This window comes from Falsiroseomonas sp., from assembly GCF_041690465.1.
Classification (GTDB): domain Bacteria; phylum Pseudomonadota; class Alphaproteobacteria; order Acetobacterales; family Acetobacteraceae; genus Falsiroseomonas.
In genome coordinates, this window is the sequence record NZ_JAWLHG010000002.1 from 359,519 (window position 1) to 378,277 (window position 18,759).

General features: G+C 72.8%; 17 protein-coding genes. 6 read left to right on the plus strand and 11 right to left on the minus strand.

What is annotated here, in order from left to right:
* Positions 1-19: 19 nt before the first annotated feature.
* From ACESM1_RS03800 to ACESM1_RS03810, 3 genes are all read right to left on the minus strand, one after another.
* Positions 20-985: a Gfo/Idh/MocA family protein gene (locus tag ACESM1_RS03800; RefSeq protein WP_372617866.1), complete on the minus strand. Its 966-nt coding sequence runs from the start codon at positions 983-985 to the stop codon at positions 20-22.
* Positions 986-1,012: 27 nt separating this feature from the next.
* Positions 1,013-2,224 carry an MFS transporter gene (locus tag ACESM1_RS03805; RefSeq protein WP_372617868.1) on the minus strand — a complete coding sequence of 404 codons (1,212 nt, stop codon included), beginning with the start codon at positions 2,222-2,224 and terminating at the stop codon, positions 1,013-1,015.
* Positions 2,225-2,333: 109 nt separating this feature from the next.
* Positions 2,334-3,053: a DUF1028 domain-containing protein gene (locus ACESM1_RS03810; protein ID WP_372617870.1), complete on the minus strand. Its 720-nt coding sequence runs from the start codon at positions 3,051-3,053 to the stop codon at positions 2,334-2,336.
* Positions 3,054-3,163: 110 nt separating this feature from the next.
* On the opposite strand from ACESM1_RS03810, the gene ACESM1_RS03815 reads away from it, so the two are divergent.
* The gene (locus ACESM1_RS03815) at positions 3,164-4,159 is read left to right on the plus strand and encodes a Bug family tripartite tricarboxylate transporter substrate binding protein (protein WP_372617872.1); all 996 of its coding nucleotides are present in this window, start codon (positions 3,164-3,166) and stop codon (positions 4,157-4,159) included.
* 36 nt (positions 4,160-4,195) lie between these two features.
* Positions 4,196-4,588 carry a helix-turn-helix domain-containing protein gene (locus ACESM1_RS03820; protein ID WP_372617874.1) on the plus strand — a complete coding sequence of 131 codons (393 nt, stop codon included), beginning with the start codon at positions 4,196-4,198 and terminating at the stop codon, positions 4,586-4,588.
* Positions 4,589-4,617: 29 nt separating this feature from the next.
* Here ACESM1_RS03820 and ACESM1_RS03825 read toward each other — a convergent pair whose 3' ends face one another.
* The 4 genes from ACESM1_RS03825 to ACESM1_RS03840 all read right to left on the minus strand — a co-directional run bounded on the left by ACESM1_RS03825 (position 4,618) and on the right by ACESM1_RS03840 (position 8,156).
* Complete coding sequence (locus ACESM1_RS03825) at positions 4,618-5,808, minus strand: class I SAM-dependent methyltransferase (RefSeq protein WP_372617876.1); 1,191 nt, start codon at positions 5,806-5,808, stop codon at positions 4,618-4,620.
* A gap of 31 nt (positions 5,809-5,839) precedes the next feature.
* Positions 5,840-6,559: a haloacid dehalogenase type II gene (locus tag ACESM1_RS03830; RefSeq protein WP_372617878.1), complete on the minus strand. Its 720-nt coding sequence runs from the start codon at positions 6,557-6,559 to the stop codon at positions 5,840-5,842.
* 5 nt (positions 6,560-6,564) lie between these two features.
* Positions 6,565-7,458 (minus strand): oxaloacetate decarboxylase, encoded by an 894-nt coding sequence (locus ACESM1_RS03835; protein WP_372617880.1) that lies wholly within the window; start codon positions 7,456-7,458, stop codon positions 6,565-6,567.
* Positions 7,459-7,595: 137 nt separating this feature from the next.
* Entirely contained in the window at positions 7,596-8,156 is a 561-nt protein-coding gene (locus ACESM1_RS03840) for a hypothetical protein (RefSeq protein ID WP_372617882.1), read from the minus strand.
* Positions 8,157-8,344: 188 nt separating this feature from the next.
* Here ACESM1_RS03840 and ACESM1_RS03845 point away from each other — a divergent pair, with 188 nt between their 5' ends.
* The 3 genes from ACESM1_RS03845 to ACESM1_RS03855 are packed head-to-tail and all read left to right on the plus strand — an operon-like array spanning position 8,345 to position 11,221.
* Positions 8,345-9,094 carry an SDR family oxidoreductase gene (locus tag ACESM1_RS03845; protein WP_372617884.1) on the plus strand — a complete coding sequence of 250 codons (750 nt, stop codon included), beginning with the start codon at positions 8,345-8,347 and terminating at the stop codon, positions 9,092-9,094.
* 4 nt (positions 9,095-9,098) lie between these two features.
* Positions 9,099-10,643, plus strand: coding sequence for a murein L,D-transpeptidase (locus ACESM1_RS03850; RefSeq protein WP_372617886.1), 1,545 nt, complete (start codon positions 9,099-9,101; stop codon positions 10,641-10,643).
* Positions 10,643-11,221, plus strand: coding sequence for a DUF882 domain-containing protein (locus ACESM1_RS03855; protein WP_372617888.1), 579 nt, complete (start codon positions 10,643-10,645; stop codon positions 11,219-11,221). Before ACESM1_RS03850 ends, ACESM1_RS03855 begins: the two co-directional genes overlap by 1 nt.
* A gap of 3 nt (positions 11,222-11,224) precedes the next feature.
* On the opposite strand, the gene ACESM1_RS03860 is transcribed toward ACESM1_RS03855, so the two are convergent.
* Complete coding sequence (locus tag ACESM1_RS03860; protein WP_372617890.1) at positions 11,225-12,364, minus strand: MFS transporter; 1,140 nt, start codon at positions 12,362-12,364, stop codon at positions 11,225-11,227.
* A 31-nt stretch (positions 12,365-12,395) separates the two neighbouring features.
* Entirely contained in the window at positions 12,396-12,854 is a 459-nt protein-coding gene (locus tag ACESM1_RS03865; RefSeq protein WP_372617892.1) for a hypothetical protein, read from the minus strand.
* 144 nt (positions 12,855-12,998) lie between these two features.
* On the opposite strand from ACESM1_RS03865, the gene ACESM1_RS03870 reads away from it, so the two are divergent.
* Entirely contained in the window at positions 12,999-13,829 is an 831-nt protein-coding gene (locus tag ACESM1_RS03870) for a class I SAM-dependent methyltransferase (protein WP_372617893.1), read from the plus strand.
* A gap of 5 nt (positions 13,830-13,834) precedes the next feature.
* Here ACESM1_RS03870 and ACESM1_RS03875 read toward each other — a convergent pair whose 3' ends face one another.
* Entirely contained in the window at positions 13,835-17,050 is a 3,216-nt protein-coding gene (locus ACESM1_RS03875; protein WP_372617895.1) for an error-prone DNA polymerase, read from the minus strand.
* Positions 17,050-18,561 carry a Y-family DNA polymerase gene (locus ACESM1_RS03880; RefSeq protein ID WP_372617896.1) on the minus strand — a complete coding sequence of 504 codons (1,512 nt, stop codon included), beginning with the start codon at positions 18,559-18,561 and terminating at the stop codon, positions 17,050-17,052. The genes ACESM1_RS03875 and ACESM1_RS03880 overlap by 1 nt, the downstream gene beginning before the upstream one ends.
* Positions 18,562-18,759 lie beyond the last annotated feature (198 nt).

Consider the following 18,759-nt stretch of genomic DNA (forward strand, 5'->3'; position numbering starts at 1 on the left):
CCCGCGAGGATCTCCAACCTCATCCCGCGAGGATCTCCTCGACGACCTCCTGCACCTCCAGCGCCTCGCGCAGCGTCGCCAGGTTCTGCGCCTCGCCGCGGGTCAGCGCCGCCACCTTGTCGAGCTGCCCCTTCAGCACCATCGGCCGCATCTTCTCGTTCGGCAGCGCATCCGGCGCGGCGTGCCAGCCGACATCCACCGCGAGCTTCTCGGCGAAGGACCAGTCGCGCAGCCGCACCGCGCCGCCCTCGCTCTCCAGCTTCCACTCGTTGTGGTCGTCGGCCGTGGTGGTGCCGACAGCGCCTTCCACCTCCACCGGGATGCCGCCGGCCGAGAGCGTGGCGCGGATCGCGGTCTCGGCGCCGTCGCCCCCCGGGAAGGTGGCGTCGCGCGTCACCACCGTGATGGGGCCGAGCTGCCGGCGCGTCAGGAACAGGAAGTGGGAGAGCACCTCGCGCGTGAAGCCGCCCTCCGCGCGCTTCGCGAGCCACCCCGCCGCGCCCTGCTGCCAGCCGCGCGGCCAGGTGGCGAAGGCGAGCCGGATGGAAAGCGACCGCGGCGCCCCCATCCCCTCCCGCCAGGCGGAGAGCTGTGCCACGGCCGGCGAGGACGCCATCGGGAAGTTCACCGCCGCGCGCGCGCCGCGCCGCTCCGCCTCGGCCACGAAGCGCCGCGCGGCGGCGAGGTCGGCGGCCAGCGGCTTCTCCAGGAAGGCGGCCTTGCCGGCGGCAAAGGCGGCCTCGGCATGGGCGATGTGCGAGGATGGCGGCGAGGCGACGTAGAGCGCATCGCAGGCCTCGATGACGGCCGCGGCGCTGCCCAGCATCGGCACCCCCGGCGCGATTTCGGCCAGCCGCGCGGCGGCTTCCGGCGACGGATCCCACACGCCCGAGAGGCGGATCACCGCGGGGTCGTGGTTCAGCGCCGCGCGCAGCAGCCGCTCCCCCATGATGCCGAAGCCGACGATGCCGAGCGCGACCGCCATGGAACCCTCCCTTGCCATGGCGGGGCTTTACCCCGCCGCGCCGCCGCGCGCAGCCCGCCAGGCGAGCACGAACAGCGAAACCGCCGCCAGCAGCCCGGCCGCGCCGAGGAAGGGCAGCGTCCAGCTGCCGGTCGTCATCACCGCCAGCGCAAAGGCGCTCGGCGCCGAGAGGTAGCCCAGGAAGCACAGCATGATCGCGCCGGAGGAGGCCTCCGCCACGCGGTCGGGCGGCGAGACGCGCGCCACCTCGGCCAGGAAGATCCCGTTCCAGGAGGCCGAGGTGAAGCCGCAGAGCATCGCCAGCCCCAGCGCGACCGGCCAGGGAGAGGCCGGTGCCGCCAGCACGAACAGCGCCGCGAGCCCGGCGGCGCAGAGCCCGTGGATCGTCAGGCTGCGCACCGCATCGCCCAGCCGGTCGGCGGCCCAGCCCAGCACCAGGCGCCCGACCACGCCGGCGACCTGCATGGTGGCGAACAGCGCGCCCGCCGTCGTCAGCGCGAAGCCATGCGCCTCCACCAGCCAGGTGACGGTGAAGGAGAACAGGCTGCCCTGCAGCGCGGCAAACGCAAACGCCTGCAATGTCAGCGGCGGCAGCACCGGATGCAGGCGCAGCGTCGTCACCGGTGCCGCCAGCCGGCGCAGGGTGAAGGCCTCGCGGATGCGGAAGCGCGGGTTGCGCTCGGCGTCCAGCTGCGCGCGCATGGGCTGGATGATCAGCGCCGCGCCGGTGGCCAGCACCATTCCCGTCAGCAACGCCGGCTGCCAGCCCCATTGGGCCGCGACCTGCGCCGCGACCACCCCGGCCAGCGCCCCGCCCGCCGGCGCCCCGGCCTGCTTGATGGAGAAGATCAGCACCCGGTGCCGCGGCGGTGCCGTCGCCTGCAGGATGCGGCTGCCCGCCGGCCCGCTCGGCCCATAGCCGATGCCGAGCAGCAGCGCCGCCACCGGCAGCAGCCAGATCTCGCCCAGCGCGGCCAGCGCCAGCGCCGAGGCGCCCGTCAGCACCCCGCATTGCAGCAGCCGCGCCGGCCCGAAGGCGGCCACCAGCGGCGTGCCGAACAGCAGGAACAGGATCGAGCCGAGGATGGTCAGCGAGGAGAAATTGCCCACCATGGCCGCCGGCAGCCCGAGATCGGCGGTCATGCGGGGCGCCACCACGGGCACCACCTGGTTCATGAAGGAGCCGACCGTCTGCATCAGCAGCGCGGCGGCGAGCGGGGCGATCCAGGGGGCGCGCATGGAAGGGCGCAGCCTGCGGCGGCCGCGCGGCCGCGTCCAGCCGGCCCTGGCCTGTTGCTTGTAGAGCAGATTCACGCCTCCGGGCGAGGCCGCCCTCCGGCGATCTGCTCTACCGGCGGAACTTCAGGCTGCTGCCCTGCCGTGCCCAGCGCGCCTCCAGCACGTCCAGGTCATGCGTACCGGAGGGGCGCGCCTTGCTGGGCTGGTCCCGCAGATAGGGCGCGCGCTGGCGCAGCCAGATCTCGTACAGGCGCCGGAGCTCGTCGAGCGGATGGCTGTGGTCGTCCACCCGGATCGAGATGTCGGGGAAATCCTCGGTGGTCGCGAGCACCAGCGCGGCCGATTGCCGGCCCCGCCGGTCGCCGCCCGCCGCATCGCCGGCATCGAGCGCAAGCAGCATCCGCTCTGCCAGCGGAAGCTCGGCATGGGTGACGAAGGAGGCATAGGTGTCGGCCAGCACGGCCGGCCCGGCCAGCATGTTCCCGGCGAAGGAGACGCCCGGCGAGGTGATCTCGCCGCACCACTCCACGCAATTCGCCCCCGTATAGGCGGCGCTGCGGCCGTGCCGGTCCACCGCATGGACCTGGCGGAGCCCCTTGCCCTCGTCACCCACCAGCGCCGCCTCGATCGCGGCGGCGGGGGAGAGGCCGCGCGCCATGCCGTCCAGCACCGCGGGGCCGAGGTAGCGGTTGGTGATGGATTGGGTGGAGACCGCGCCCACGCCCGCCCGCACGAAGGGACAGGACGCGCCGACCGCGAAGGCGCAGGTCGTCACGGCGACCGCGAAGGCACCGGTGGACGGCTCGTGCGCAACAATCGACCAGGTCATCCGCCGTTACGAATCCCGCGACCAACTGGTACTACACCGGCAGCCTCGGTTGCGCGCAAGCGCCTGCCGAAGCATTTTGCAGCCGACGTCCACGTCGAGAGGACATTTCCGTGATTCATCCGTTTCGCCGCCGCCATCTGCTCGCGCTGGCAGGCGGCCTGGCCGCGCCTGCGCTCTGGCCGGCCGGCAGCCGCGCCCAGGCCAGCTGGCCGGACCGGCCGATCCGCCTGATCGTGCCCTTCGGCGCCGGCGGCGCGATCGACACGCTCTCCCGCACCGTCGCGGCCCGCTTTCCGGAGGTGACCGGCGGCCAGACGCTGGTGGTGGAGAACCGCCCCGGCGCCGGCGGCACCATCGCCGGCCTCGCCGCCTCGCGCGAGCGGCCGGACGGGTCGGTGCTGATGATGGCCGATGTGGGGGCCAACACGATCGGCAAGGAGCTGAATCCCAACCTCGCCTATGATCCGATGACCGCCTTCACCCCGATCATCCACCTGGTGAACCTGCCGGCGGTGCTGATGGCGCATCCCTCGGTGACGGCGAAGGACATGCGCGAGGTGATTGCGCAGGCCAAGGCGCAGCCCGACCGCTTCACCTATTCCTCGGCCGGCAACGGCAATGGCAGCCACCTCTTCATGGCGCTGTTCCTGAAGGAGGCCGGCATCCAGATGGTGCATGTGCCCTACCGTTCGGGTGCTGAGATGGTGACGGCGCTGATCCGCGGCGATGCGCAGTTCGGCTTCCCCACCGTCTCCTCCGGGATCGGGCAGATCCGGCAGGGCAATGCCAAGGCGCTCGGGATCGGCAATCCGGAAGGCACGCCGCTGCTGCCCGATGCGCCCGCGATCTCGACCGTGCTGCCTGGCTTCCGGGTGGCGGTCTGGCACGGCATCGTGGCGCCGGCCGGCATGGACCCGGCGCTGGTGCGGCGGATCAACGAGGTGTTCGGCCGGATCGCCGCGATGGAGGCGGTGAAGCAGCGCATCTTCGAGACCCAGGCCGGCACGGTGGTCGGCGGCACGCCCGAGCAATTCGCCGCGCATATCCGCAGCGAGTTCGATCGCTGGGCGCCGATCATCCGCGCCGGCGGCATTCGCACGGAGTAGGGAGCGTTCGGGAACCGGCCGATGGCGAGGCTATCCGTGGACGACATCGCCCGCCGATTGCGGGCGGTGCGCGCTGAGTTGGGGCTGACGAAGCCACAGATGGCGGAGGCGCTCAGCGTTGGTCGGGGCGCCTATTACGTCTGGGAACAAGGTTCGTCTGCGAAGAAGCCGAACTTTCCAGCCGAGGAAGCAATGGTCGAGTTGTGCGAGCAACTGCCAGGACTCACCCTTGACTACGTTTACCGGGGGCGGCTGCAGACGCTTCCGATTATGCTAGGGGTAAGACTGCTGGCGCGCGAAGCGGGGAAGGACCCCGACGAACCCGGCTTCGACCATACCGAAGCGCGTCAAGCATGGGGCGCCTCAATCGCCGAGCAGGTGGATGGCGCTGAGCGCCGTTCCGCGATAGCGGGCCTCATCCGCGCATAGCGGAAACCTTTTCTCGCTCGCAATATGCACTACCCCTTCCGCGCCATCATGCAGATGGCCAGCGCATGGTCCGGCCCGCAGCGGCGGCCGAGCACGCGCGCGGCCTCGACGAATTCCGGATCCTCCTCCAGCGGGCCGAGCGCGCTGCCGGCGCCGGGCATCGCCCAGCCGAGCGAGAGGAATATGCCGTCCATCCGCGTGGGCGCCAGCCCCGCCGCGCGCAGCATCCCGGCCAGTTCCTGCACGCTGACACCGCTCGTCGGCACCGGCAGTGCCAGGCGCCGCAGCGCGCGCAGCGGCAGGCTGTCCTTGTTGGTGGCGGTCACCATCAGCCGCCCCCCGCGCGCCAGCACCCGCGCCGCCTCGGCCAGGGCCGCCGCCGGGTCGGGCAGTGCATCCAGCATGTCGAGCATCAGCGCGGCGTCGAAGCTCGCCTCGGGGAAGCCGAGCCGGGCGGCGTCCATCCGCGCAAAGGCGCAGCCGGGCACCGTCGCGTGCCGCGCCCGCGCGCGGGCCAGCGGGGCGGCGGCGATGTCCACGCCGACCAGCTGCGTCGCCGCGGTCAGCACTGGCGCCAGGCGTCCGCCGCCACAGCCGATATCGAGCACCGAAAGCCCGGCGCCATCGCCGAAGTAGTCGGCGACCAGCCGGTCCAGCTCCTCCTGGAAGGCGCGCTCGCGCAGCGTGCCGGGAACGCCACCCGCGGCGAGCCAGGGGCGCGGCGGAGCCTCGCCCGGCTCGCGCGCCGGGCGCGGGCTGCGCGGGGCGCGCACCACCGGCGCCGCAGCCTCGCCCGAGGGCACCCGCACGGAGGTGACGGCGCCGCCGCCGGCGAAGCTCGCCGGGCCGGGGGTGAGGTCGGGTGGCAGCGCCTCCACGCCCGCCATGAAGGCGCGGACGTGGTCGCTTTCGGTCAGGTCGATAAGGTCGCCGGGCGGCGCGGCGGAGAAGACGACGAAGACCTCGTTGGCGAAGACCGGCACCGTGGCGGTGGCCAGGGCGAGCAGGAAGGGACGCGGGATGCGCGCCAGCTCGCCCTTGTGCACCACCACCCAGTCGAAGCCCTTCGGCGCCTCGCCGCGGGTCTGGGAGAAGCGGATGGCGCGGGGAAAGGCGAAGCGGAAGGGGTCGGGCGCCACCATCCGGTCGGTGGCATCGAGCCGCGCCCGCAGGAAGTCGGCGGTGTCGGCCCAGGCCTTGTCGTCGTGCGGGAAGGACATGGCGGCACTTACGCGCCGCCGTGCCCCCGGATCAAGCCGGGCAGCCGAGCTTGTCGGCCATGTCCATGAAGTCGGTGGCCACCACCTCCCAATCCTGTTCGGCGGCCAGGTCGGTGGTCTGTCCCGGCCCGTGCTCGGTCGGGCGCGCGACGAAGCCGGTCATCAGGCCGCAGCGCCTTGCGGCGGCGAGGTCGCGGTTGTGGGCGGCGACCATCATGCATTCGGCCGGCTCGAGCCCCAGCACCTCTGCGGTGCGCAGATAGGCCTGCGGCGTCGGCTTGAAGGCCTGCGCGACCTCCGAGCCCAGCACCGTGTCCCAGGGGATGCCGGCGCGCTTGGCCATGTTCAGCAGCAGCGCGATGTTGCCGTTGGACAGCGGCGCGATGATGAAGCGCGTCTTCAGCCGCGCGAGGCCGGCGATGCCGTCCGGCCAGGGGTCCAGCCGGTGCCAGGCGCGGTTCCATGCGGCGAGGTCGGCCTCCGGGATGGCGGCGGGGTCGGCGCCGGCGTCGCGCAGCGTCGCCTCCAGGTTCTCCCGGTGCAGCACGTCGAGCCGCTCGAAGGGGCGCTGGCCGGTGCGGACGGCTTCCATCGCGGGCTGGTAGCGCTTGCGCCAGGCCACCGCGAAGGCGACCGGGTCCATCGCGACGCCATGCTTCGCCAGGAACGGCGCCGATTCCCGCGCCACGCCGCTGCGCCAGTCCACCACCGTGCCGAAGGTGTCGAACAGCAGTGCCTTGACCTGCCGCACGCCGCTCACTCCGCCGCCTTCGGCAGGTTGCCGGCGATCTCCGCCCATTTGCGGTCGAATTCCCAGACTTCGGGGAAGCCCATCAGCTCGCACATGCGGCCGAAGCCGTAGGAGGCCTCGGCCGGCAGGTTGTTGGAATGTCCGTCCTGCTTGAGCTGCCCGTAGGCGCGTTCCAGCGCCGCGGCGACGGCGAGGAAGCCGACCGCGGGGTAGATCGCGATGCGGTAGCCCATGGCGTGCAGCTTCTCGGCCGGCAGGATCGGCGTGCGGCCGCCCTCCACCATGTTGGCAAACAGCGGCTTGCTGATCTGCTTCCCGACCTCGGCCATCTCGGCCTCGGATTCCGGGCTTTCGATGAAGATCACGTCGGCGCCGGCCTCGGCGAAGATCTTGCCGCGGCGGATCGCCTCCTCCAGTCCGAGCGAGGTGCGCGCATCGGTCCGCGCGATCACCAGGAAGTCCGGGCTCTTGCGGGTCTCCACCGCGACGCGGATCTTCAGCGCCATCTCCTCGGCGGGGATGACGCGGCGGCCGGGGGTGTGGCCGCATTTCTTCGGCATTTCCTGGTCTTCGAGCTGGATCGCGGTGACGCCGGCGGCCTCATAGCCGGCGACGGTGTGTCGCACGTTCAGCAAACCCCCGTAGCCGGTATCGGCATCGGCGATCAGCGGCGTGCGACAGCCGCGGGCGATGGTGCCCATGCGCCCCACCATGTCCGTGTAGGTGGCGATCCCCGCATCGGCGACGCCCAGATGCGACGCGACGGTGCCGAAGCCGGTGGCGTAGAGCGCCTTGAAGCCCATCCCATCGGCCACCCTGGCCGAGATCATGTCGAACACGCCGGGGGCGAGGATGAACTCGCCGGCATCGAGGGCGCGGCGGAGGCTCGGGTCAGGCATCGGACGGTTCCCGGAAGCGCAGTTTGTGCGTCCAGCCTAGCGCCCTTCGCCGAATGCAAGAAGCCGGCGCGGGGGCCGCGCCGGCTTTCGGATATGTCGGGATGCGGGCCGGGCGGCCCGCAGCGGGTCGGGCCGGCTCAGGCCCGGCGGCGCGTGGCCAGGCCGAAGCCGACCAGGGCGAGACCGAACAGCGCCACGCCGCCCGGTGCCGGCACGGCGACCGCGTCGGTTTCGGCGGTGAAGGTGCTGCGACCGACGGTGAAAGGCTCGAAGACGTCGCCGGCATTGCCCGAGGCGGAGACGATAGGATAGCCGAAGCCGAAGAAGCCCTCGACCAGGTTGCCGGCCGAGATCTGGAAGCCGTCGAAGCAGCTGGCATCCTCGCAGATCGAGATATCCATCGCGCTGCCGTCGAGGGTGACGAGCGCGGCGATGCTTCCACTCAGCCCCTGTGGCTCGCCGAGGATCGCCACGTCGCTCGAACCGACGAAGGTCGCCGGAAAGGCGAAGCTGCCCCCCAACATCACGCTGGTCAGGCCGCTGACGATGAAGGTGTTGTTGTCGGGCTGCAGGTCCCCGACGAGGTCGACCTCGATCAGGCCCTGGCTGGTCTGGTAGCTGAAGCTGAAATTCGCCGCGGACGCATTGGCAGCGAGGCCGAGGGCCAGTGGCAGGGCCATAATGAGCGAACGGAGCATGCCTTTTTGCCTTTGTCGTTCGAGGCGTCTCGCAACGCCGATTCTATCGTCGGTTGAGAGCGAAGCAAACTTGGTGCCACGAAACCGGGAGCTTGTTTTTCAAGGCTTTGCCGGAAAGCTCCCCCTGGCGCCGCTGGCCGTTGTAAAGAATTCCGACATGGCGCCGGGGGGCGCGGAGGGGGATGAGGATGAGCCGATCCGTGATGCTGGTGACCGGCGCAGGCAAGGGGATCGGCGCCGCGGTGGCCCGGCTCGCCGCCGCGCGGGGCCATGACCTGCTGCTCACCTGGGGCAGCGACCGCACCGCCGCAGAGGCGACCGCCGCCGTCTGCCGGGCCGCCGGCGCCGCGGTGGAGCTGGTGCAGGCGGATGCCGCCGACCCCGAGGCCACCGCGTTCGCCTTCGCCGCCTGCGATGCCCGCTTCGGTCGGCTGGACGCCTTCATCGGCAATGCCGGCACCACCGGCCCGGCCTCCAGCTTCCTCGACAGCACCGACGCCACCTGGCAGCGCGTCTTCGCCATCAACACGCTCGGCCTGGCCACCGCCTGCCGGGAAGCGGCGCGGCGGATGGCGGGCTCGCGCGGCGGGCGCGGCGGCAACATCGTCTGCATCTCCTCCCGCGCGCCGGCCTTCGGTGCGCCCTTCGAGTTCATCCACTACGCCGCCAGCAAGGGCGCGGTGGATGCCATGGTGCGCGGCCTGGCCAAGGAACTCGCCGGCGAAGGCATCCGCGTGAACGCCGTCGCGCCGGGCATGATCGACACCGCCATCCATGCCTCCGCCGGCGTCCCGGAACGGGTGGAGCGCATCGTGCCGACAGTGCCGATGAAGCGGCTCGGCACGCCGGAGGAGGTGGCGGAGGCGGTGCTCTGGCTGGCCTCCGACGCAGCCTCCTACGTCACCGGAGCGGTGCTCGACGTCTCCGGAGGGCGCTAAAAGCTTGGCAAGCGGGGCAGCCGCCGGCTATCTCGCGCGGATGCCCACGGCCCGCCGACCCCTGCTCGCCGCCGCCCTCGGCCTCGCCGCCGCGCGGTTCATTCCCGATGCGCGCGCAGCCGCCGGCGGCGCCCCGCCGGATGCGGAGGCGCGCCTCGCCGACCGGCTGCGCCGGCTGGACGCGGACGGGCTCGACCCGGCGCACTACGCCATTCCCGACCAGACGCTGGCCGCCGCCGCGCCGGAAGCCTACCGCGTCGCGCTGCACCGCTCCGCCGCGCTGGCGCTGCACGATCTGCTCGCCGGCCGGGTGCAGGAGTTGCCGGGGCGGCCCGACCTGCGGCGGGACGCCGCCGCGCTCGGGATCGAGCGCTGGCAGGCCGAACTCGCCACCGCCGCCGAGCCCGCCGCGGTGATCGAGCGTGCGTCCCTGCTGCCGCCGGAGGCCGCCGTGCTGAAGGCCGAGCTGGCGCGGGCGAAGCAGTTGGCGCGGCGCGGCTGGGCCACCATCCCGGGGGAGGCGACGATCGAGCCCGGCAGCACCGACCCAGCGCGGGTGCCGGCGCTGCGTGCCCGCCTGGCCGCCGAGGATGCGGCGCTGGCCGCGGCGCCCGATGCCGGCGCGCTCTACGACCCGGCGCTCGAGGGTGCGGTGCGCCGCTGGCAGGCGGCGAACGGGATCGAGGTGGATGGGCGCGTCGGCCGCATCTCCCTCGGCCTGCTGAACCGGCCGGCGACGGAGCGCGTGAACCAGCTCCGCGTCGCGCTCGACATGCGTCGCGCCGCCGCGCCCGAGCCCGGCGGGCGTCGCATCGAGGTCAACATCCCGACCTACCGCCTCTCGGTGCTGGAGGAGGGCCGCGAGATCCTCGGCATGGCAGTGGTGGTCGGCCGCGGCGACCGGCAGACGCCGATGCTGCGCGTGCGGATGACGGCGATCCAGTTCAACCCGCCCTGGGGCGTGCCCGAGCGCAACGCGCGGGAGGATCTGCTGCCGCGCTTCCGCCGTGACCCGCAGGCGATGATGGAGCGCGGCTTCCGCCTGTTCCAGGTGGTCGCCGGCGAGCGGGTGGAGGTGGACCCGCGCGAGGTGGATTGGAGCCAGGTCAACCGCCAGCGCTTCCCCTTCTTCGTCCGCCAGGATTCCGGCGATGCCAATGCGCTCGGCCGCATCAAGTTCGTGATGCCCAACAACGACGCGATCTTCATGCACGACACGCCGGATCGCCATCTGTTCCGCCGCCCCGACCGCGCCTTCTCCTCCGGCTGCATTCGGCTGGAACGGCCGATGGAACTGATGGCAATGCTGCTGGAGGGCACGCCGGGCTGGGACGTGCCGCGCGCGGAGCGCGCGATCGCCAGCCGGGTGACCGGCGCGGTGGGGCTGCGTCAGACCGTGCCGGTGCTGCTGCGCTACGCCACGGTCGCCGTCGAGGCGGGCGGCACCGTGCGGGTTCGCCCCGACATCTACCGGCTGGATGCCGCCTATGTCCGCGCGCTGGACACGCCGCCGGCGGCGCGAATGGCCGATGCCGGGGTGCTGCGCTGATGGCCGGGGCTCCTGGGCATGGCGCGCTCTGCCCGTGCTGCGGCGCCGAGCAGGTCCTGCCGAGGCGCGGCTTCCTCGCCGCGGCGGTGGGCGCGGCCGCCCTTGTTGCTGCGCCGCCGGCGCTGGCGCAGCGCAGCGAGCGCGTGCTGCGGGTCAGGCGCAACTTCACCAATGACAGCTTCTCCGGCGTCTACTGGCGCGACGGCCAGTACGACAAGGAGGCGCTGCGCCAGCTCGACCATGTGTTCCGCGACCTCTCGGCGGCCGAGCTCACGCCGATGGATCCGCGGCTGTTCGACGTGATGGCGACGGTCGCCGAGACGGTGGGCAGCGACGAGCCCTACGAGGTGATCAGCGGCTACCGCACGCCCGAGACCAACCAGCGCAACGCGCGGCGCAGCCGTCGCGTCTCCGAGGTGTCGCTGCACATGTCGGGCATGGCCGCCGATTGCCGGCTGCCGGGGCGGGTGACGATGGAGGTGGCGCGGCAGGCGGCGGACCTGCAGCTTGGCGGCGTCGGCCTCTATCGCCGCGACGGCTTCGTGCACCTGGATTGCGGGCCGGTCCGGCGCTGGTAGTGCTCAGCGTCGGCTGAACGCCCGCGCCGCGAGCGCGGCGCCGGCCAGCGCCAGCACGCTGCCCGCCACCCCGGTCCAGGCCAGCCCCGCCGCGGCGATCACCGCCCCGCCATAGGCCGCGCCGATGCCCTGGCCGCCGAGCGCCACCGCGCCGTTGAGGGCCAGCGCCACGGCCCGATCCTGCGGCGCTAGGTCCACCAGCCGCATCTGCATGATCGGCGCCAGCGCGAACAGCGCCGTCGAGCCGGAGAACACGACCAGCGCCAGCGGCACCGCGTGCCAGCCGGCCGGCGGGAAGGCGAGCAGCAGCGAATAGCCACCGAGCGCCCCGGCCAGCAGCAGCATCAGCCCGCTCGCCAGCCCCGGCCCGCCCGAGGCCGCGCGGCCGCCGACCAGGATGCCGAGGATGCTGCCCAGCCCGATGAAGATCTGGATCGCGCCGATCCCGCTGCCCTCGATGCCGGTGGTCGCGGTCACGATCGGGCCGAGATAGGCGGCGACGCAGAACAGGCCCGAGAAGGCCAGCAGGCTGGTCGCCAGCACCATCAGGATGTCCGCCCGCAGGATCCGCCCCACCGATCCCGCGCCGCCGCGGTCGGTGGAGGGCAGCGGCGGCAGGCCGACACGCACCGCGACGGCGGCGAGCAGCGAGATCGCGCCGCCGAACACGAAGCAGGCGCGCCAGCCGAACCAGCCGCCGATCGCGGTGCCGAGCGGGATGCCGAAGGAGAAGGCGAGGGTGAGGCCGGCCAGCACGGTGGCCATCGCCTTCGCGCGCTGCGACGGCGGCGCGATCATCGAGGCGGCGACGCCGGGCAGCACGATGGTCACCGCCAGCCCGGCCGCGACGCGCAGCCCGAGCATGGTGGCGAAGTCCGGCGCCAGCGCCGTCGCCAGGTTCAGCACGCCGACCAGGCCGAGGCCGAGCACCAGCAGGCCGCGCCGGTCCCAGCGTGCGGTCAGCGCCGCGGCCGGCGCGCCCGCCAGCGCATAGGTCAGCGCATAGGCCGCGGTGAGCTGCCCTGCCGTCGCCAGCGAGACGCTGAGGTCCGAGGCGAGCGGCGCCAGCAAGCCGGTGAAGGCATAGGCGCCGGTGGCGGAGGCGAACTGCGCCCAGGTCAGCAGCCAAATGCGTCGGTCCATGCGCCCGCATAGGCGGGCGTGGCGCCGGCTGTCATGCAGTCTTCGCCGCGTCCCAGGGATCGGCGAAGCGCAGGCCGGCCTGGCGGAAGGCGCAACCGAGATGGATGGCCGACGCCATGGCGGTGTAGCCGAGCGTGCCGGGCATGCGGTTCAGCAGGCAGGCCAGCGCCTCGCGCCGCGGCCCGCGCTGGGCCAGGGCGGCGATCAGCAGCATCGGCGGCTCCTCGCCGACCAGGCGCGGGCAGAGCGGGCAGCCAAGGGTGAGCGGATGCGCCTCGGCCAGGGCCCGCAGCATCGCGTCCAGGGCCGGCGCGGCGGTTTCGGCCGATTCGGTGGAGAGCAGGCGGCGCAGCGCCGGCACGGTCGGCTCGCGCCGGCGGCAGGCGGCCGCCCAGGCACGGGCGGCGTCGACCAGCAGGCGCTCGGCCTGGGGCAGATCCTCGGGATCGGCGCCGATATAGGGCCAGGCGGGCAGGCCGCGTGTCGCCATGAAAGGGGTCTCCCTGTGCCGTAGCGGGAGATTACTGCAAGTGCGAATGATTCGCAAATCTGGCGTGCGCGCTCCGCGGGTTCTCGATCCTTGCTGGTCCTTCGGCCAGTCTGGCTACATGTGTCCGTTCGGAGGGCATGGACGATGTCGCAGGATCCCCTGTCGTCGCACTACGACAGCGAGGATATCGCGGGCCGTATCCTCGCGGCGCTGCGGGCCGCGCAGGGCGCCGATGTCCCGGTCACGGCGGAGGCGCTCGCGCCGCTCGACCACTTCCATGGCCGCGGCCCGGCCGCGACGACGGAGATGGCCACGCGGCTCGATCCGCAGGAGGGTGAGCGCATCCTCGACATCGGCTCTGGCATCGGCGGCCCGGCCCGCTGGATGGCCGCGCGCTTCGGCTGCCATGTGACGGGTATCGACCTAATGCCGGCCTTCTGCCGCGCCGCGGAGGCGCTGAATGCCGCGACTGGCCTCGGCGCGCGCGTGCGCATCCTTGAGGGCAGCGCGATCGACCTGCCCTTCGCGGCGGCGAGCTTCGACCGCGCCTATTCGCAGAACGTGCTGATGAACATCGCCGACAAGGCGCGTTTCTTCCACGAGGCGCTGCGCGTGCTGAAGCCTGGCGGGCTTTTCGCCGTCTCCTGCCTCGGTGCGGGGCCGGAGGGCGCGCCCTTCTATCCGCTGCCCTGGGCCAGCACGCCGGCTGCAAGCTTCCTCTCGTCGCCGGAGGAGACCAGGCAGGACGTGCTGGCGGCGGGCTTCGAGATTCTGCGGTTCGAGGATCGCACTGAGGCGGCGCTGGCCTCGCAGCGCAAGCTGTTGGAAGGGCTGGAACGCAACGGCCTGCCGGCGCTCGGCTGGCATGTCTTCATGGGTGCGGAGCGGTCGGTGGAGCTGCAGGCCAATACGGCGCGCAGCTATCTCGCCGGCCGACTGACATCGGTGGAGGTGCTGGTGCGCCGGTCGGGCTGAGCTTCTCATCGGAAGTCGCGCGAAGGCGGCATCGCGGCGGCGCTCTTCTTGCCGGCACGCACGGTCGGATCGCGCGGGTCGTGCAGGTTGGGGCTGCGCACCTCGTCGGCATTGGCCAGCACGCGGTCCCAATTGGCATCCTCCAGCGCATGCAAGCCGTCGAGCAGCTTCGACCAGTCGTGCAGCCTTCGCACGACCAGGTGGATGATCGGCACCTCGCTGGTTTCCATCCGCTCGACGCGGCCCTCGGCCAGCACTAGGCGGGCGCCGATCACGGCGGCGCGGTCGCGCGTGACGATGTCGGGGTAGAGGACGAGGTTGGCGGTGCCGAACTCGTCCTCGACGGTGAAGAACACCACGCCCTTGGCGCTGCCCGGCCGCTGCCGCACCAGGACGAGCCCAGGCACCCTGACCCAGCGCCCCTGCCGCGCCGCGTCCAGCGCGCGCGTATCCACGCCGCCGAGCTCACGCAGGCGTGGCCGCAGCAGCGCGAGCGGATGGCGGCGCAGCGAGAGGCCGGTGGCGGCGTAGTCCAGCACGGTTTCCTCGCCGGCGGTTTCGGGTGGCAGTTGCGGTTGCGCGTTGTCCTGCGCCTCGGAGAGCGGCAGCGGGGCCTCGACGCCGGCGGCCTCCCACAGCGCGTGGCGGCGGCCGGGGGCGAGGCTGCGCAGCGCATCGGCGCGGGCCAGCGCATCCATCGCGCCGCGGTCGAGCCGCGCGCGGCGGGCCAGGTCGGGGATGTCGCGGAAGGGGGCTTCGGCGCGGGCGCGCATGATCGCCTCGCCATCCTCCTGCTTCAGGCCGGCGATGAGGCGGAGGCCGAGGCGCAGCGCGGGGGAGGGCGCGACCTCCAGCGTGCAGTCCCAGTCCGACCACACGGCATCCACCGCCCGCACCTCCACGCCGTGCTCCTTCGCATCGCGCACGATCTGCGCCGGCGCGTAGAAGCCCATCGGCTGGCTGTTGAGCAGCGCGGCGGCGAAGGCGGCGGGGTGGTGGCGCTTGATCCAGGCCGAGACATAGACGAGGCCCGCGAAGCTCGCCGCGTGGCTCTCGGGGAAGCCGTACGTCCCGAAGCCCTCGATCTGGCGGAAGCAGCGCTCGGCGAAGTCCTGGCTGTAGCCGCGCGACACCATGCCGCCGCAGAAATCCTCGCGGAACTTCCAGATCTCGCCGGTATTGCGGAAGGTCGCCATGGCGCGCCGCAGCTGGTCCGCGCGGGCGGGCGAGAAGCCGGCGCCGACGATGGCGATCTGCATCGCCTGCTCCTGGAACAGCGGCACGCCGAGCGTCTTGCCCAGCACGCCCTTCAGCTCCTCCGAGGGATACGACACCTCCTCCTCGCCGTTCCGGCGGCGCAGATAGGGATGCACCATGTCGCCCTGGATCGGGCCGGGCCGCACGATCGCGACCTGGATCACCAGGTCGTAGAATTCGCGCGGCCGCAGCCGCGGCAGCATGTTCATCTGCGCGCGGCTCTCCACCTGGAAGACGCCGAGCGAATCCGCGCGGCTCAACATGCGGTAGGTCTCGCGGTCGTCCTGCGGCACCGTGTGCAGCGCGAGAAGCGGGCCGCCGGCGCCGGCGATCAGGTCGAAGCCGCGGCGGATGCAGGTGAGCATGCCGAGCCCCAGCACATCCACCTTCATGATGCGCAGCGCCTCGATGTCGTCCTTGTCCCATTCGATGGTGGTGCGGCCCTCCATCGCCGCCTTCACCACCACCGTGTGCTCCACCAGGGGGCCGCGCGTGATGACGAAGCCGCCGACATGGGTGGCGAGGTGGCGCGGGAAATCCTGGATCTCCTCGGCGATCTCCATCGCAAAGCGGATGCGCGGATCGGCATCGGGGCGCAGGCCGTTGTCGGCGGCGATCTCGGCGAGCGACTTCTCGCCCGCCCCCCAGACGGATTTGGCGATGCGCGCGGTGACGTCCTCCGTCAGGCCCATCGCCTTGCCGACCTCGCGGATCGCGCTGCGCTCGCGGAAGCGGATCAGCGTCGCGGTGATCGCGGCTCGGTCGCGGCCGTAGCGGGCATAGATGTGCTGGATCACCTCCTCGCGGCGTTCGTGCTCGAAATCCACGTCGATGTCGGGCGGCTCGTCGCGCGCGGCGGAGATGAATCGCTCGAACAGCAGGTCGTGCTTGTCGGGTGCGACGGCGGTGATGCCGAGCACGTAGCACACCGCCGAATTCGCCGCCGAGCCGCGCCCCTGGCAGAGGATCCCCTGCGACTGCGCGAAGCGCACGATCTCATGCACCGTCAGGAAATACGCGGCATAGTCCATCTGCGCGATGAGGCGCAGCTCATGCGCGATCTGGCGCGCGACCTTCGGGGCCACGCCATCCGGCCAACGTTCCGCGCAGGCCGCTTCGACGCGCGCTTCCAGCGTCTGCTGCGGCGTGCGGCCGGGATCGAGGATCTCGTCGGGATATTCGTAGGAGAGATCCTCCAGCGAGAAGCGGCAGGCCTTCACCACGCGCAGCGTCGCCTGGAGTGCCTCGGGATGGCGGGGCAGGCGGCGCGCGACCTCCTCGGGCGGCAGCAGATGCGCCTCGGCATTCGCTTCGGCGTGGTAGCCGAGCTCCTCCACCGTGCAGCCAAGCCGGATCGCGCTCAGCACATCGGCGACGCGCCGGCGCGACGCGACGTGGTAGCGCGTGCCGCCTGCGGCGATCAGCGGCAGGCCGATCGCGGCCAGCGCATCCAGCCTGGCCTGGTCGTCGCCGCGGCAGCGATGGTCCACGGCGCAGAACAGCGGCATCGCGAGCCGGTGCTTCAGCGCCAGCGCATCGGCGCGCAGCCGCCGCGCGAAATCCGGCGTGACCTGCGCGGGCGGGATGCACGCCATCACGCTGCCCTCGGCCTGCGCGATCAGCATATCGCGGCTGAGGCGCGTCTCGCCCTTCTCGCCCGCCATGCGCGCTTCGGAGAGCATGCGGGTCAGCCGCGACCAGGCGGGGCGGTCGGTGGGCCAGGCGAGATACTCCGCGCCGTCGTCCAGGCACAGCCGGATGCCCGGCACGTATCGGATGCCGGCCTGCTTCGCCGCCACCATCCCGCGCACCAGGCCGGCGACGGAATTGCGGTCCGCGATGCCCACCGCCGGCATGCCGAGCGCCTTCGCCGCCACCACGATCTCGCGCGGATGCGAGGCACCTTCGAGGAAGGTGAAGTTCGAGAGGGCCCCCAACTCCACAAAAGCGTGCCCGGCGGACATCACAGCCGCCCATGCACATACCACCGCGCCGCCGCCCCGAAGCCGGAGCGGCAGACCCAGAGCCGCGCGCCGGAGGCCAGTTCCACCCGGTAATAGTCGCGACCGGGCCGGTCCGGCCGGTCGCGCCACCATTCGGCTTCCAGCCGCTCCGGCCCCTCGGCGGCGCGCACCCGATGGCCCGTCTCATATCCCCTTGGCCCAAGCCGCAGCAGCGAAGGCGGCGCATCGGGCAGCAAGGCCATCGCACCCACCTCCAGCGGCCGCCGCAGCAGCCGCAGGGGACGCGGCGCGCGCGGCCAGCCCGGCGGGACCTCCACCGTCGTCGTCGCCGAGACCCGCACCGCCTCGCGCTCCGGCCAGTGGCTCGCTGCCGGGGCGAGCCGCCAGACCTGCACGCGCTGTCCGAGCCGGTCGAACAGCCGGGCCAGCTCCTCCGTCTGCCGGACGCCGCCCATGACGCCGCCGAGATACGCCCCTTGGGCGCCGGCCATCTCCTCCGTCACCTCGGCACCGAGCATGAGCCGCTCGAAGCCGAAGCCGGGTTCCAGCCTCTCCAGCCGCTCCGCGAAGAGCCGGCCGAGATGCGCCGGGTCGCGCGAGGCCAGGCCGGTGCCGACCGCCACCTCCTGCACCGCGCCATCCACCCGGTGCGCGCGCAGCACCACCCGCCGCGCACCGCGCCCCGCCTCCACCAGCTTGCGGCAGAGCGCGCGCAGCAGCCCCTCGACCGCGCGGTCCAGGCCCTCCCGCGTGACCAGCGGGTCCAGGAATTCGCGGGCCGCCCAGAGATCGGGCGGCGGGCGGATCGGCGAGATCGGCGCCGACACCTCGCCCGCTGCCTCGTCCAGCGCACGCAGCAGCGCCGCGCCGAAGCGTCGCGCCAGGGGACCGCGCGGCTGCCGCCGCACCTCGCCCACCCGCCGCAGGCCCATGCGGGAAAGCGCGGCCACCACCTCCGGCGCCACCGGCAGGACCGACAGCCCCAGCCCTTCCACCGCCGCCGCCTCGCCGCCCGCCGGCACCACGCCCGCGACACCCGCCCGCGCCAGCGCCAACGCCGCGCCCGGCGCGCCCGCCACCACCCCGCAGGCCGTCACGCCCAGCCGCGCCAGGCCCTCCACCGTGCGCCGCAACAGCGCATCCTCGCCGCCGAAGAGATGCGGCACGCCCGTCACATCCACCACCAGCGCATCGCCACCGGACACCGCCACCAACGGAGAGAAGCGCATCGCCCAGAGCGCCAGCCGCTCCAGCATCGCCGCATCCGCCGCCGGATCGGCCTCCACCACCGCGGCCTCCGGCGCCACCGCCCGCGCATCCGACAAGGCCTGGCCGACCCGCACGCCCGCGACGCCGCCGACGGCCACCACCTCCCGCCGCGACCCGACACCACGCCAGACCAGCACCGGCCCGCGCCCACCCAGCCGCTCCACGGCCAGCCGCGGCAAGGCGAGGGCGAGATGACGGCGGTTGGCGCGAGCTGCCTGCAGGGGGACGCTGTCCCCCTGCACCCCCTGCCAGGAGCCTGAGGCTCCTGGACCTGCATTCCTTTCATGCCCGGAAGGGAGGGGGGCCGAAGTGCCCCCCTCCCTTCCGGGCATAAACGAGCGTGGGGGTCCGGGGAGCTTCAAGCTCCCCGGCGGGGGCGCGGCGGCAGCGCCCCCGCCAACAACCCGAGCCACCGCGTCATCCCGCCCCAGCCCAGGCAG

What these genes read in the sequence shown, in the direction of transcription:
- ACESM1_RS03860 (WP_372617890.1), bottom strand. Translation starts at nt 12,364, where the DNA reads ATGGACCGACGCATTTGGCTGCTGACCTGGGCGCAGTTCGCCTCCGCC.
- ACESM1_RS03840 (WP_372617882.1), bottom strand. Translation starts at nt 8,156, where the DNA reads ATGCTCCGTTCGCTCATTATGGCCCTGCCACTGGCCCTCGGCCTCGCT.
- ACESM1_RS03805 (WP_372617868.1), bottom strand. Translation starts at nt 2,224, where the DNA reads ATGCGCGCCCCCTGGATCGCCCCGCTCGCCGCCGCGCTGCTGATGCAG.
- ACESM1_RS03870 (WP_372617893.1), top strand. Translation starts at nt 12,999, where the DNA reads ATGTCGCAGGATCCCCTGTCGTCGCACTACGACAGCGAGGATATCGCG.
- ACESM1_RS03855 (WP_372617888.1), top strand. Translation starts at nt 10,643, where the DNA reads ATGGCCGGGGCTCCTGGGCATGGCGCGCTCTGCCCGTGCTGCGGCGCC.
- ACESM1_RS03875 (WP_372617895.1), bottom strand. Translation starts at nt 17,050, where the DNA reads ATGTCCGCCGGGCACGCTTTTGTGGAGTTGGGGGCCCTCTCGAACTTC.
- ACESM1_RS03825 (WP_372617876.1), bottom strand. Translation starts at nt 5,808, where the DNA reads ATGTCCTTCCCGCACGACGACAAGGCCTGGGCCGACACCGCCGACTTC.
- ACESM1_RS03800 (WP_372617866.1), bottom strand. Translation starts at nt 985, where the DNA reads ATGGCGGTCGCGCTCGGCATCGTCGGCTTCGGCATCATGGGGGAGCGG.
- ACESM1_RS03845 (WP_372617884.1), top strand. Translation starts at nt 8,345, where the DNA reads ATGAGCCGATCCGTGATGCTGGTGACCGGCGCAGGCAAGGGGATCGGC.
- ACESM1_RS03810 (WP_372617870.1), bottom strand. Translation starts at nt 3,053, where the DNA reads ATGACCTGGTCGATTGTTGCGCACGAGCCGTCCACCGGTGCCTTCGCG.
- ACESM1_RS03835 (WP_372617880.1), bottom strand. Translation starts at nt 7,458, where the DNA reads ATGCCTGACCCGAGCCTCCGCCGCGCCCTCGATGCCGGCGAGTTCATC.
- ACESM1_RS03865 (WP_372617892.1), bottom strand. Translation starts at nt 12,854, where the DNA reads ATGGCGACACGCGGCCTGCCCGCCTGGCCCTATATCGGCGCCGATCCC.